18 protein-coding genes are annotated in these 12,760 nt (G+C 65.4%); 7 read left to right on the top strand and 11 right to left on the bottom strand.

What is annotated here, in order from left to right:
* Positions 1 to 40: 40 nt before the first annotated feature.
* Positions 41 to 658: a GNAT family N-acetyltransferase gene (locus tag EV138_RS28390; protein WP_238158479.1), complete on the bottom strand. Its 618-nt coding sequence runs from the start codon at positions 656 to 658 to the stop codon at positions 41 to 43.
* A 149-nt stretch (positions 659 to 807) separates the two neighbouring features.
* On the opposite strand from EV138_RS28390, the gene EV138_RS28385 reads away from it, so the two are divergent.
* Together EV138_RS28385 and EV138_RS28380 are read left to right on the top strand one after the other, a co-directional pair.
* On the top strand, positions 808 to 1,644 hold the full coding sequence (locus EV138_RS28385; RefSeq protein WP_166678776.1) for a GNAT family N-acetyltransferase: 837 nt from the start codon (positions 808 to 810) through the stop codon (positions 1,642 to 1,644).
* 21 nt (positions 1,645 to 1,665) lie between these two features.
* Positions 1,666 to 2,646 (top strand): magnesium and cobalt transport protein CorA, encoded by a 981-nt coding sequence (locus EV138_RS28380; RefSeq protein ID WP_238158478.1) that lies wholly within the window; start codon positions 1,666 to 1,668, stop codon positions 2,644 to 2,646.
* A 27-nt stretch (positions 2,647 to 2,673) separates the two neighbouring features.
* Here the strand turns inward: EV138_RS28380 and EV138_RS28375 are convergent, their stop codons facing one another.
* The gene (locus tag EV138_RS28375) at positions 2,674 to 3,396 is read right to left on the bottom strand and encodes an SDR family NAD(P)-dependent oxidoreductase (RefSeq protein ID WP_166678775.1); all 723 of its coding nucleotides are present in this window, start codon (positions 3,394 to 3,396) and stop codon (positions 2,674 to 2,676) included.
* Positions 3,397 to 3,481: 85 nt separating this feature from the next.
* Positions 3,482 to 4,117 (bottom strand): TetR/AcrR family transcriptional regulator, encoded by a 636-nt coding sequence (locus tag EV138_RS28370; RefSeq protein WP_202866980.1) that lies wholly within the window; start codon positions 4,115 to 4,117, stop codon positions 3,482 to 3,484.
* 276 nt (positions 4,118 to 4,393) lie between these two features.
* On the opposite strand from EV138_RS28370, the gene EV138_RS28365 reads away from it, so the two are divergent.
* The 3 genes from EV138_RS28365 (at position 4,394) to EV138_RS28355 (ending at position 6,220) form a co-directional block, all read left to right on the top strand.
* Entirely contained in the window at positions 4,394 to 4,834 is a 441-nt protein-coding gene (locus EV138_RS28365; RefSeq protein WP_133982425.1) for a DUF5709 domain-containing protein, read from the top strand.
* Between the two features lie 149 nt (positions 4,835 to 4,983).
* Positions 4,984 to 5,847: an alpha/beta fold hydrolase gene (locus tag EV138_RS28360; RefSeq protein ID WP_133982423.1), complete on the top strand. Its 864-nt coding sequence runs from the start codon at positions 4,984 to 4,986 to the stop codon at positions 5,845 to 5,847.
* Between the two features lie 70 nt (positions 5,848 to 5,917).
* Positions 5,918 to 6,220 (top strand): DUF427 domain-containing protein, encoded by a 303-nt coding sequence (locus EV138_RS28355; RefSeq protein ID WP_133982421.1) that lies wholly within the window; start codon positions 5,918 to 5,920, stop codon positions 6,218 to 6,220.
* A 23-nt stretch (positions 6,221 to 6,243) separates the two neighbouring features.
* Here EV138_RS28355 and EV138_RS37740 read toward each other — a convergent pair whose 3' ends face one another.
* Positions 6,244 to 7,563 (bottom strand): sigma-70 family RNA polymerase sigma factor, encoded by a 1,320-nt coding sequence (locus tag EV138_RS37740; RefSeq protein WP_133982419.1) that lies wholly within the window; start codon positions 7,561 to 7,563, stop codon positions 6,244 to 6,246.
* Between the two features lie 169 nt (positions 7,564 to 7,732).
* Here EV138_RS37740 and EV138_RS28345 point away from each other — a divergent pair, with 169 nt between their 5' ends.
* Positions 7,733 to 8,380: a uracil-DNA glycosylase family protein gene (locus tag EV138_RS28345; protein WP_238158477.1), complete on the top strand. Its 648-nt coding sequence runs from the start codon at positions 7,733 to 7,735 to the stop codon at positions 8,378 to 8,380.
* Here EV138_RS28345 and EV138_RS28340 read toward each other — a convergent pair.
* The 7 genes from EV138_RS28340 to EV138_RS28310 all read right to left on the bottom strand — a co-directional run bounded on the left by EV138_RS28340 (position 8,343) and on the right by EV138_RS28310 (position 11,641).
* A complete protein-coding gene (locus EV138_RS28340; protein ID WP_133982417.1) occupies positions 8,343 to 8,672 on the bottom strand; it encodes a hypothetical protein in 330 nt (109 codons plus the stop codon). The genes EV138_RS28345 and EV138_RS28340 overlap by 38 nt on opposite strands.
* A 39-nt stretch (positions 8,673 to 8,711) precedes the next feature.
* Complete coding sequence (locus tag EV138_RS28335) at positions 8,712 to 8,936, bottom strand: hypothetical protein (RefSeq protein WP_133982415.1); 225 nt, start codon at positions 8,934 to 8,936, stop codon at positions 8,712 to 8,714.
* A 123-nt stretch (positions 8,937 to 9,059) separates the two neighbouring features.
* On the bottom strand, positions 9,060 to 9,443 hold the full coding sequence (locus EV138_RS28330) for a nuclear transport factor 2 family protein (protein WP_133982413.1): 384 nt from the start codon (positions 9,441 to 9,443) through the stop codon (positions 9,060 to 9,062).
* Positions 9,444 to 9,484: 41 nt separating this feature from the next.
* Positions 9,485 to 9,742 carry a DUF6510 family protein gene (locus EV138_RS28325; RefSeq protein ID WP_133982411.1) on the bottom strand — a complete coding sequence of 86 codons (258 nt, stop codon included), beginning with the start codon at positions 9,740 to 9,742 and terminating at the stop codon, positions 9,485 to 9,487.
* Positions 9,743 to 9,747: 5 nt separating this feature from the next.
* Positions 9,748 to 10,497 carry a ferredoxin reductase gene (locus EV138_RS28320; protein WP_133982409.1) on the bottom strand — a complete coding sequence of 250 codons (750 nt, stop codon included), beginning with the start codon at positions 10,495 to 10,497 and terminating at the stop codon, positions 9,748 to 9,750.
* Positions 10,467 to 11,063, bottom strand: coding sequence for a sulfite oxidase-like oxidoreductase (locus EV138_RS28315; RefSeq protein WP_238158476.1), 597 nt, complete (start codon positions 11,061 to 11,063; stop codon positions 10,467 to 10,469). The genes EV138_RS28320 and EV138_RS28315 overlap by 31 nt, the downstream gene beginning before the upstream one ends.
* Positions 11,063 to 11,641: a ferritin-like domain-containing protein gene (locus EV138_RS28310; RefSeq protein ID WP_166678774.1), complete on the bottom strand. Its 579-nt coding sequence runs from the start codon at positions 11,639 to 11,641 to the stop codon at positions 11,063 to 11,065. The genes EV138_RS28315 and EV138_RS28310 overlap by 1 nt, the downstream gene beginning before the upstream one ends.
* Positions 11,642 to 11,780: 139 nt before the next feature.
* On the opposite strand from EV138_RS28310, the gene EV138_RS28305 reads away from it, so the two are divergent.
* A complete protein-coding gene (locus tag EV138_RS28305) occupies positions 11,781 to 12,698 on the top strand; it encodes an NADP-dependent oxidoreductase (protein ID WP_133982405.1) in 918 nt (305 codons plus the stop codon).
* The last annotated feature ends 62 nt before the right edge of the window (positions 12,699 to 12,760 follow it).

Here is a 12,760-nt window from a genome sequence, read left to right as displayed (position 1 = left end):
CAGACGACCTGAACACCCGGACGCTCGCGCATGCTGACGTTCACGAATTGCTCACTCTCGAGAGCGGAGCAGCGTCGAGTTCGGCTGCTCGGATGCGATAGACCTGCATGGCCAGGCCGTAGTACTTCTCGGTCTCGCCGACCCACTCCATGCCGAGTCGGCGCGCGGTGGCGCAGGCGCGAAGGTTCTGAGGTCGAGCGACCGCGTACAACTCGTCGATCGTGCCGGTCGCGAAGGCCCATCGCATCAGGGCGTGGCTCGCCTCCGTCGCGAATCCGTGTCCCCACGCCGCGGGTTTGAGTTGCCAGCCGATCTCGAAGTCTTCCTCGTACGGCGGCAGCAAGCTGAGTACCAGACCGCCAATCACCTCGCCGTCCGCCTTGTTCACCACAGCCCAGCGCCCGGCTGGCGGTACGAGGCTCTTGCCTGCGTCGATCCAGGCGCGCAGCACCAGGCGCATGGTCGCCTTGTTCGGTACCTGGCCCATCGCGGGCGCCAGCCAGCGCGCCACTTCGATGGACCCGAAGATCCCCAAGGCGTCGCCTGCGTCGGCCTCGGTCCACTCCCGGACGACCAGCCGGTCGCTGTCGGTGATCACCGCCATTGTCACCATCCTGTCGATCGAAATCAGCTGGCCGAAGAGGTCGATCTGGTCCACTCGGCTGCAGCTGCCGCACCACCCGCCGATAGATTATGCTCTTTAATGGACGATATAGTCCACTCTCGGATCGTGATCAGGCACCGCCGCCCCCGGTGTCACGGTGGATTGGGAGACCGGCAACAAGTGACCGGCAACAGGAGATGGCAATGACTGAACACGCCCGTCGGCCCGACGGTACTGGCTTCTACCTCGTCGGCGGCGAGCTGACAGCGGCCGGTTCCGCCGGGCAGGCCGCCGCGTTCGATCAGCCGATCGACTTCAGCATCACCGCGGGCCTCTTCGGCGACACCGACACGGAAGTCGTGGTCGTCGCCTGGAGCAGTACAGAGACGGACGATTTGGAGGGCATGCGGCCAGTGGACAACCAGGTGATCCTGCCGCTGCGAACACACCCACTGATGCTCAACTCGCTTCCAGCCAGTGTGCGTGTGCAGCTACGGACAGCCGGCGGGTTCGACGACACCGAAGGCATCTGGCACGTCACTCTCCATTTTCGCAATCAGGCCGGGTCGGGCCTCACCTGGCACGCCAGTCTTCCCACTGAGGCCTTCGGCGCAGGCTGGACGGCTCCGTTGGCCGACCTCCTGACCATCGACGGCACAGACTCCGCGGTTGCTGACAAGGCGGCCTCACACGCAGCTGTTCAAGCGGTCGGCGCCGGCGCATCTGAGAAGCCCGCAGTCACAGTGACCCACCACGCGGACGACGAGTACTACGAACTCCTCGTCGACGGACAGCGAGCCGGCATCCTCGTCTATCACTTGATCGGCTCGCACCTGTCGATCACGCACACCGTCATCGACCAGACCTACCGCGGACAGGGATTCTCCTGGGTGCTCATCCGGCACGCCCTCGACGACCTGCGCACGAAATCGCTCACTGTGTCGAACTACTGCGCCGTCGTGCGCCACTTCGTCAAGAGGAATCCCGAGTACGGCGTTCTCTTCGGCCCGCCGCAGTCGTTCGCCAAACGAGGGGGCTGACATGGCGACTGCGATGCAGGCGTGGACCAAGCGATGATCGTGCACAGCGAGCTGTACGCCGACGGCCAACGGCAACCCGATGAGCTCGAAGCCGTTGCCAGAGACCGGACGACATCAGATGCCGCGTTCGCCTGGATCGATCTTCACGAGCCGTCTGACGCGGAGTTGTGCAACGCCCAGCGGCTGTTCGGCTTGCACGATCTGGCGGTCGAAGACGCGCAGGCATCGCATCAACGACCCAAGGTCGAACGGTACGGCGACGCCCTGGCCGTCGTGTTGTGCACGGTGCACTACCTCGACGATGTTCAGGCGGTCAGCACCGGGCAGGTCAGCGTCTTTCTCGGCCATGACTACGTGGTGACCGTTTGGCACGGCGACCGAAGCGACCTGGAGCGGACGCTCGCGACGCTCGACGAGATGCCACTGGCGCTGTCACACGGACCAGCGGCCGTTCTTTGGGCCATCTGCGATGCGGTCGTGGACACCTACGCATCTGCGAGCACGTCCATCGAGGCTGACGTCGACGCGATCGAGGCGGCGGTCTTCGGCGTCAGGTGCACGAGCGAGGCCGAACGCATCTACATGCTGAAGCGGGAGGTGCTGGAGATGCGCCGGGCCGTAGTCCCTTTGCGCGAACCGATCGAGCAGTTCGCACGCGCCGACCTCCTGCACGTCGACTCGGAAGCCGCGGTGTACTTCCGCAACGTCGCCGGCCACGTCGCCAGAGTGTGTGAACAGACCGACACTCTCGACAAGCTCCTGGGCTCCGCGCTGGATGCGCATGTTGCGCGGGTTTCGGTTCAGCAGAACGACGACATGCGCCGGATCTCCGCCTGGATCGCAATCGCCGCCGGCCCGACCGTGGTGTGCGCGATCTACGGGATGAACTTCGACAACATGCCCGAGCTCCATTGGCGCTACGGCTACTTCATGATCCTCGGCCTCATCGTCGCCGGATGCGCTGCCCTCTACGCGACCTTCCGGCGCTCCGGCTGGCTCTAGCTCCACCGACCCGCAGCGCTGGGTTCATCAGCTCAGGTCGGCCCAGATACGACCCGTCTGTGTCGAGATCAGACGATCGACGAGACCTACGGCAGACCGGTCCGGGCCGGCCACCCCGAGGCCGGTGACGTCGAGAACGAATCGCCGGATCAAGGGATCGTCGACTGCCTCGGGATCCACGCCGGCGAGCCAGGTCTGCAGAGCCGTACCCGCTCTGTGCGCTCGGAGAGCATTGACCGTGATCCCGGTGCCGGAGAGTTCCTCGGCCAGGTTGACGGTGTGCGCTTCCGACGCAGCCACGCACGCCGCGTAGATGTTGCCGCCGGGCCAGGAAACCAGGTTGCCGACCGCCGCGCACACGTTGACGATCCGGCCCCACCGCTGATGAAGCATCGGCGGGATGACCGCACCGGCGAGAACCACCACGCTGGCGACATTGACGGTCAGCGAACGAAGTACAGCCGCCGGCTCCAGTGTGCTGACGCCGCCCAGCGGCGCCACTGTGACAGCGTGGCTGACCAGGACATCGACCTCGCCGAACACCCGCTCGACACCCTGCACGACTTCTGGAACGGCCTCGAGGTCAGCCAGGTCGGCGGTGAACCCGTCGGCCTCACCACCGGCTGCGCGAATGGCTGCCACCGTGGCGTCCACCCGAGCCGCCGACCTGGCGACGACCGCGACCGCGGCACCGGCGGCAGCCAACTGCTCGGCAATCGCCCGCTCGAGCTGACCACCCGCTCCGGTCACCAAGGCGACTCGGCCATCGAACGGTCTTCCCGGATTCGCCCCTGACCACATGATTGTTGGAGCGCGTACCGGACCCGCTTCTTACCTACTCACCAGGCGACTTCGCATGCGCGCGGACCGAGTCCATCGCCAGCTCGAGCGCGATCTGCATCGGGCCGGGATCCCGGGCCGCTTGGGCGAGAACGTAACCGCCCTGAATCGCGGCCATGATCCCGGTTGCCAGCCGCTGGGAATCAGCCTCCCGAGACAGCGTGTTGTTGGCCTTCATCCGCTCGAGCGCAGCGGCCAGCAGGGAGATCCAGTTGGTCAGGTGCGCGTCGAGATCGATGCGCGCGGCTTCGTCGTGATCGGAGAGTTCGGTCGACAGGGCTCCCAACTCGCAGCCCAGCGCGCCGCGGCGTACTGTCACGCGTTGGAGAATCGCTCTGCACCAGCGCTCGAGACCGCTGAACGAGTCGACCCTGCGCAGGTACTGCTCCTCCCGCTCGAGCACTCGGCTGCCCCGCAGTTCGATCACTGCCTGGACCAAGGCGCTCTTGTCGGCGAAATGCCGGTAGAGCTGTGACTTGCTGGTCCCACTGGCCGCTATCACCTCGTCGAGCGTGGTCGCGGCGGTGCCCTTGAGCGACATCAGCTCATCGGCGGACGCGACGATCCGCGCTCTCGTGGCCGCGCCGCGCGCGGTCAAGCGGCGGTCGACGTCGTTCACTGTCTCGGGCACGCAAAGAGCCTATCGGGGCGGCGCGACGATTGCTGCCGGTTCGTGGACACGCTCGGCGGAGTGCAGTCAGCCGGCCAGGTCATGGGCCTGCGGCAACCGACTTCCCAGAGCCGTCCGACGAACGTCGGCGAGCAGTCCGCCATTCGAGTAGCGTACCTCGGAGCCGAGATCGGGCGGGCTCACGTTGATCGTCTGCGAAAAGTAAGCCTCCGTGCTGAGCCGACACCAACTCTCCTGAGAAGCCGGCACGCAGCCGGCCCGTTGACAGGAGGGCGCGTGAGCGAGGTCAGCCGCGAGTACTACGGCACCTACAGCGTGGACGACGAGGACCAGCTTCAGTTCTCCGACACGCTCGATGAGCGAGGGGTCGCCGACCTTCTCGACGAAGGCTACTCACCGCCGGAGAGGTGGTCGGCCGGCGAAGGCTTCGGTACCACCGCGACGGAGGCATTGCAGGGTGAGACCTTCGAACAGCGCCTGGCACAGGAGGAGCCGGACATCGATCCGTACGCCGTACCGCCGGAGTACGTCGATGGTCCGCAGGTCGGCCGCAGCCGCGCCGGCCGCCTCGTCGCTCCCGACGAAGGATCATCTCTCGATCTCGACGAAGAGCTCATCGCGACCGACGTCGGGGTCGACGGGGGTGCGGCGAGCGCCGAGGAAGCCGCGATTCATGTCGTGGACGACGAGCCGTTCGGGCTGGACGAGGCCGACTGAGCCACAGGACCGAAGTGACGGGTGAGGCCGCCTTCAGTTGCCGAGGCCAACCTCCGAGAGCGCGAACGCCTGATCGATCAGCTGGTCGCTACGACACCGCCGTCGTACGGCGCTCGGTCACAGCCCTGCGGAATGAGTATGGAGTGTCCATGACGAGTTTTCGGATCGTGTCCGCCGGCGGATTGGAGATCTTCTACCGTGAAGCGGGGAAGCCCGGAGCACCGAAGCTCCTGCTGCTCGGCGGATCGGTTTCGTCGTCGCACCAGTTCCGGAACCTGTTGCCGGCGCTTGCCGACAGGTTCCATCTGCTCGCGCTCGACTACCCCGGTTTCGGGAATTCCGAGATTCCGGATCCGGCCGGCTGGGACTACACCTTCGACAGTCTCGCGGAGATCGTCGACGAGACACTGCTCGCGATCGGCTTCACCGGGCCGATGGGTTTGTACCTCCAGGCCCACGGCGGCCCGATCGGGAACCGGCTGATCTCACTTCATCCCGACTGGCTGCAGTGGCAGGTCATCCAGAACGCCAACAGCTACGAGGAAGGCTTTACGCCTGTCTGGGACACGATGCGCCGGGCCTTCTGGAGCGATCGCAATGCCCGGACCGAAGCGCCGCTCGAGGCGTTGCTCGAACCGGAAACGGTGAAGGCGATCTACCTCACGGGTCATCCCGACCCGGCGAAGATCAGCCCGGACAACTGGAACCTCGATCTGCACTTCCTGACCCGACCGCGAGCACACGCGGTGCAACTGGACCTCTTGTACGACTACCGCACGAACGCCGCGAAGTACCCGGACTGGCAGCGCCGACTACGCCGCGACCAGCCCAAGACGCTGATCCTCTGGGGCCAGGGTGACTTCTTCTTCACCCCGGCCGGCGGAGAGGCGTATCTGCGTGACCTTCCCGACGCGAAGCTCATTCGCCTCGATTCCGGCCACTTCGCGCTGGAGGACTGCCTGCAAGAGATCGTTGACGAGATCAACAGCTTTTACGACGACACCGTCAAGTAGCGGCGTCGCGGGTAAGAAGGGCACCCGGACGGACACAAAGTCTGTGCAGGCCTCTACCGGAAGGACGACAGTGCGCGCGACGATCGACGGCGTTCTCCTCGCCGACGCGGACCCCCAGCACATCATCTCGATCGAAGGGAACCGCTACTTCCCTCCCGAGTCGCTCACCATCGGCACCTTGAAGGACAGCTCGACGCCTTCTGTGTGCCCGTGGAAGGGACGAGCTCGCTACTACAGCGTGAAGACCTCGCACGACGAGTACATCGACGCCGCCTGGTGCTACCCGCATCCCAGGCAGACAGCGATCGAGACGGTCGGGCACAACTTCACCGGGTACGTCGCGTTCGACACCACGCGAGTGATCGTCGAGTAGATGGTGGCGGCCGGCGCATCCCGTCAGTCGAACTCGTAGCGTTGCTCGCGCCACGGATCACCGTGGTTGTGGTAGCCGGCCTGCTCCCAGAAGCCGGGCTCGTCGCGCAGTAGCAACCGCAGACCGTTCAGCCACTTGGCTGACTTCCAGAAGTACAGGTGCGGGACGAGCAGACGGACCGGACCACCGTGCAGCGCTCCGAGTTCCTGCCCGTCGTACCGGTAGACGATCCAGGCCTTCCCGCCGCGAAGATCGGCGAGCGGCAGGTTGGACGTGTAGCCGCCGTAGGAGCTGACCAGGACGTGGGTCGCCTCGGTGGTCACGTCAGCGAGCAAAGTATCGACGGAGACGCCTTCCCAGCGAGTGCCGAGCTTCGACCACCTGGTGACGCAATGGATGTCGGCGACCACCTGTTCGACCGGGAGAGCCGCCAAGTCGTCCCAGTTCCAGCGTCGCTGTGCCCCGCTCTCCGAGGTGATCGTCAACTCCCACTTGTCCTTGGGAATCAGCGGCGTGACGCTCGCCGACAGCACCGGGAAGTCGTCGGTCAGATGCTGACCCGGCGGAAGTCTCCGATCGCCGGATGTGCCTCGGCCTTCGAACCCGCGGTTGACGACTGCCATCTGAACCTCCAGGCGGACCGGTTCGCTCGTGCCTGTGTCCTCGCGATGCTCCCACGCGAGCCGCTGCTCCGGCAGGTACCCGGCGTCGACCAGTGCCGTCCGCAACTTCCGGCGGGCATCGAACATCATCTTGTAGATCGCGTTGTGGGTCGCGCCGAGCTGATCCGCCAGCACATCGGTGGGCATCCCGTTCAGCACCAACGCGACAAACACGGTCCGTTGCTTTGCCGTCAGTTCTTCGTCGACGGCACGATGTACGGCTTGCAGCAGATCCCGGCTCTCCGCGTGCGCCTCCGGCTCGATTCCCAAGCGGGCGGGAAGGCGATCCCAGTCCTCGTCGTCGAAGGCAACACCGGCCCGCTGCCAGAAGTGCCGGTTGACCTTGGCCGCCACGTCGAAGATCACGAACTTGTACGCCCAGGTGGTGAACTTGCAGTCACCACGGAACGTCTCGACCTTGCCGCAGATCGCCAGCAGGGCGTCCGCGGCCGCCTGGTGGGCGATGTCGTCCAGCTCAGGGCCGGCAAGTCGCAGCCTCCCAGCTCGTCGCCCCGCCTCTGACCGGGCCGCCCGGAGAAGTACCTCGTACAGCCGCCGGCTCGCCAGCTCACGGCGGTCACCACGACTGCTCAAATCGCGAACCCAGGCGCGGTTCTCGGCCGCCGACTCCGCAGAGACGACCCGCACCTGAGGCAAGGACTCGGAAACTTCGCTCTTCATGGATCTCCGGCGATCAACGCAGTGTAGTGATCACGGGTCCGGCCCGAGCCGGATCCGTGCAACAACATGATGGACGATACCGTCCTTTTCTGCTCCCGTCCACTCGTGAGACTGTGCTTCAACTGGTCGATTCAGTCCACTTCTGGTACGAATAGGTCTCATCGACGAAATGAGGAACCTCATGCGCGAACTCGCCGGGCTGCGTGCCGAGATCAGGAACCATGCCTCGAACGCGTGGGCTACCGACCGCGGATACGAGCCGATCTACACCGCATCACCGAGGTCGAAGATCGTCGTCATCGGCCAGGCGCCCGGCAAGCAGGCTCAGGAGAGCCAGATCCCGTGGAACGACGCCAGCGGCATCAAACTGCGGGAGTGGCTGGCCCTCACCGACGCCCAGTTCTACGACCCGGACACGATCGCCCTGCTGCCGATGGACTTCTACTACCCGGGCAAGGGCACACACGGCGATCTGCCGCCGCGCCGCGAATTCGCGTCACTGTGGCACCCGAGAATCCTGCGGTTGATGCCTGAACTCCGTCTCACGGTTCTTGTCGGCAACTACGCCCAGAAGCACTATCTCGGGTCCGCCGCCAAGAAGAACCTGACCGAGACCGTGCGCGCGTACGACGACTACGCTCCCGACCGGATTCCGCTGGTCCACCCGTCACCGCTCAACTTCAGGTGGCAGGCGAAGAACCCGTGGTTCGAGGCCGACGTGATCCCGGCGCTGCAATCCCTGGTCGCAGCAGCCATCTCGGAGCCCGCCGTCAAGGACGCTACTCGTAGCGGCCTTCGAACGTCACACCATCCATGAAGCCGGTGAATCTGAGTCCGACGATCCGCGTCCCCTCGACCATCCAGCGGAGCGCGTAGCACGCCCGGTACGACGGCGGCCAGAACGAACAGAACCGCCCGTCGTCATCGACGGACCACTCCCCCGCGCTGTCGCCGCCTCGCTCGGAATAGGTGGTTCGTCCGTCGATCGTGAAGACCTGACTCGCGCCGTCGGCGTACAGCAGGCGGCCGGCAGTCACTGCCTTCGGAATGTCGGCGGCGGAGACGGCTCCGCCGTCCTCGGCTTGGATCCCCCGCAACTTCTCAGTCATGGCGACCAACTCCTCGTTCTCTTCGTGCCGTTGGTTTGGCTAGCGGTCGTCCTCCTGGACAGCAGCCAGTAGCCCGCGGGCATCCTCCGCACAGGCTTCACAGCCGGCAAGGTGCGCCGCCACCCCGGGATACTGCCCGGCCGCGTCGACACCGGCCGCCTGCAGTTCGGCGTAGAGATGCAGCACAGCCATCGCCTCATCACAGCCGACGTCACGCGGATCAGTGGCCAGGAATCGCTCGAGCGTCTCCCTCCACCCGCTCATGATGTTCACCTCTACCCGTTGATCAGTTGGCTGGCTTCCCGCCCGGCTGCTCTTTCGCTACCAGTTAGTGGTCACCAAGTCACGGATCTTACGGTGCGCATCGCTTCGTGCGCGGACCGAGCGTCAGGGAGCTATCTCCAGACGCTGGATCAGATCGCCGGCGAGCGTGAACCGGTAGATGATGTCGACAACTCCGCCGGGGAAATCGCCCTCGAGACGAGTGGTGACGACGTACCGGTTGTCGTCGAACTTCTCTACGCGGCTGATCTCGACTGTGTACGTAAACCCATTCATCTCCGCGCTCCGCCAATGGTGGATCTCGTCGTGACCGACGTAGGTCTTGCCGTCGTCATCGATCACTGTGGCGTCGATCGTGAAGGCTGACAGCAGGTCGTGCGCGTTCGCCTTGTGCTGGGGATCGGCCTCACGCAGGAACCTCGTGATCGCCGCCGGCAAGTGCGTGGCCTGCTCGGCCGCGGTCGGGTCGGGTGGGGTCTGAATGGTCATCGGGCGCCTTTCGAGGTGAGTGTTGAGCGGACGGCCTGGAGTCAGTCCGCAAGGAACAGTGGCTGTGTCGCTCCAGGCATGTCGACGCAGTACATTCCGCGTCGTTCGGTGAGCACCAGCAGGATCGCGTCACAGTCCCGGCAACGGCCCACGGCGCCGGGTCCCGACATGTAGACGACCAGCTCTGCCATCACCCCGGCCCCGCCACAGCCCGCGCACTGGTATCCCATGGTCGTCATGTCTCGCGCGAAGAGGTCGTGCATGACGCCTGCGATCGCGTTGCCGTCGACTGGTCCCATCGTGGTCACATTCCTGTCCCGCCGAAGCGTTCGGTACGAATCCGTCCGGGATCATGTCCCATGCTCACCAAGCCGGCCGCCGCGGTCTCGACGAACGCCGTCGGTCCGCAGACATAGGTGAGCGGCTCTGCACTGATCGGCCATCCAGCCTCGGACAAGAGCATCGAGTCGATCCGGCCGCGGTAACCGGCCCAGTCCTCCGGCGCCTCGCGCGTCAGGGTGATCGAGACGTCGACGAGCGGGCTCGCTGCCAGTTCCATCAGCTCCTGACGATAGATCAGGAGTTCGAGTGAGCGGGCTGAGCACAGCACACGGACAGGCACTTGGCTGCTGGTCGCACGGTGATGCCGAAGCATCGACCGCAGAGGCACCAGTCCTGATCCGCCGGCCACCAGGAACAACGGACCGCCCGTTGCGTTCTCCCACACGAAGTGTCCGCCGATGGGGCCACGGAACTCGAGCTCGTCACCTGCTCGCAACTCGTCGACCAGGTACGACGAGACTTCGCCGTCGTCGAGTCGCTCGACCGTGATCGACAAGTGGTCGTCCTCCGGCCCTGAGGCGATCGAGTAGCTTCGCTGGGTCTGATAGCCGTCAGGCGCGGTCAACCGCACGTCAAGGTGCTGACCGGCGCGATGTCCGTGCCAATCCGGTACGGCGAACGTGATGGTCCTTACCCGTGGCGTCTCGAAGGTCGTCGCGATCACTGTGCCGGTCTGCCAGGTCAGTCGCCGTAGTAGCGCTGTTCTTTCCACGGATCTCCATAGTTGTGATAGCCGTACCTCTCCCAGAAGCCGGGCTGGTCCTCGGTCAGCAGGTTCAACCCGCGGATCCACTTCGCGCTCTTCCAGAAGTACAAGTGAGGCACCAAGAGCCGGGCCGGCCCACCGTGCTCCGGATCGAGCGGCCGACCGTCGTACTCGTCCACGATCCAGGCCTTTCCACCGCGCAGGTCCGCCAGCGGAATGTTGGTGGTGTAGCCACCGTCGGAGAAGGCCAATGCATGCGATGCCGGAGTCGGCACCGCACTCAACAGGGTGTCGAGAGACACTCCCGACCACGGCATGTCCAGCTTGGTCCACTTCGTCACGCAGTGGATGTCGACGGTGAACTTCTCGCGAGGCAGAGCCTGGAACTCGGCCCAGGACCATGACACCGGGCTTTCCACCGATCCACGAAGAGTGAAATCCCAGTCGTCCAGTCGCGTAGACGGGGTTGGTCCGGCGGACAGCACCGGGAAGTCTCGAGTCACGTACTGCCCCGGCGGCACTCTCGAAGAGTCCGAGGGGCGCCGGCCAAGAAACCCTCTGGTGACGGCCATCAGGCCTTCTCCCCGACCTGGACGCGCAGCAGCCACTGCTGCTTCTCCAACGCTCCGACCACTCTGGTCAGCACTTCTTGCGTCACCAGATCCGCCGCACCGATTGGCGCGAGCCGCTGCCGGATGCGCTCAGCCACCGCTGCTACTCGACGGCCCAGCTCCCAGACAACCAGGTGGTCGTGTAGCGACCGCACCTCGACAGGTTCGACGTGTGACCCGCTCGCGACGGTCGGGCTCTGTCCGTCCGGAATGAATCCCAGCGTCACCGCACGCTCGGCCACAACATCCGCGAGCTCACGCCACTGCTCGACCAGCTCGTCGAGGAACAGGTGCACCCCATGAGCGGCCGCGCCGACAACGCTCCAGTGCAACTGCTTTCCGATCAGCGACAGATCGATCAGATCCAGCAGCGCAGCCTGCAGCTCCGCACCAACAGCCGCCCGCTCGTTCGGATTGTCGAGCGGCGGCAACTGAACCGAATTCGCAACTGTGTCCATAGGCATACCTGTCCGTGTCACGACCCGCGCCGGACCTTTCGCCGCCAGCCCGAACAATCGCCGCACGGCCGCACGGCGCACCGTCCTCCACCTCGCGCCAGACCTGACCTGGGTCGGGCACGACGGGATCGGCCTGCCGCGGTAAGAAGCAGCTTCAGCTCGACGCCAACCACTGGAAGGCCGGATTCGCCGACCAGCGTCGACACGAAGGAGCTGCCTGATGAAGGCGATTGTTGTGAAGGACCAGGCTGCCGGAACGGCCGGCATGACGCTGGCCGATTGTCCTGAGCCCACAGCAGCCATCAACGATGTGATCGTTGAAGTTCATGCCGCGGGATGGGTCTCGACCGAGCTGGAGTGGCCATCGACGTGGACCGACCGGGCCGGCCGTGACCGGGCCCCATCGATCCCCGGCCACGAGCTGGCCGGAGTGGTCAGCGCCCTCGGCTACGGCACGACGGGACTGTCGGTAGGACAGCGGGTGTTCGGTCTCGCTGACTGGCATCGCAACGGCTCCCTGGCCGAGTCCGTGGCGATCGAAGCCCGCAACGTTGCGCCGCTGCCCGGCGACGTCGACTTCACGGTCGGCGCGAGCCTTCCGATCTCGGGGCTGACCGCGTGGCAAGGACTGTTCCAGCACGGCCGTCTTCAGGCCGGACAGAGCATCCTCGCGCACGGCGCGGCGGGCGCAGTCGGAGCGATGGTGACGCAGCTGGCGCGCGAGGCGGGCGCTTACGTCATCGGTACGGGGCGAGCTGCTGACCGTGAGAAGGCGCTCGATTTCGGCGCCCACGAGTTCGTCGACCTCGAGCGCGATGCGCTCGAAGACGTCGGTGCAGTCGATCTGGTTTTCGACGTCATCGGCGGCGACATTCAGAAGAGGTCCGCGGCCATGATCAAGGCCGGCGGATCGCTGGTGACGATCGTCGGTCCTGCGGAGGCCAGGCCCGCTGACGGCCTCGCGGTGGACTTCGTTGTCGAGGCCGACCGAGCCCAGCTCAGCGAGATCGCGCGGCGGGTCCAGGACGGAAGACTGCGCACGAACATCGGAACGACCACAACGCTCAACGATGCCGTCGCCGCTTTCACCACGACCGATCGATCCAAGGGAAAGACCGTCATCCGCGTCAGGCCCTGAGGAACACTCGCAGGTGCGGTCGGGCCACGACGCGGGAGCCCGCCGCACCTGCAGCTAGCGCC

This window comes from Kribbella voronezhensis (assembly GCF_004365175.1).
Lineage (GTDB): Bacteria > Actinomycetota > Actinomycetes > Propionibacteriales > Kribbellaceae > Kribbella > Kribbella voronezhensis.
The sequence above is the reverse complement of the archived record's forward strand: the minus strand, read 5'-3'. Positions and strand labels throughout refer to the sequence as shown.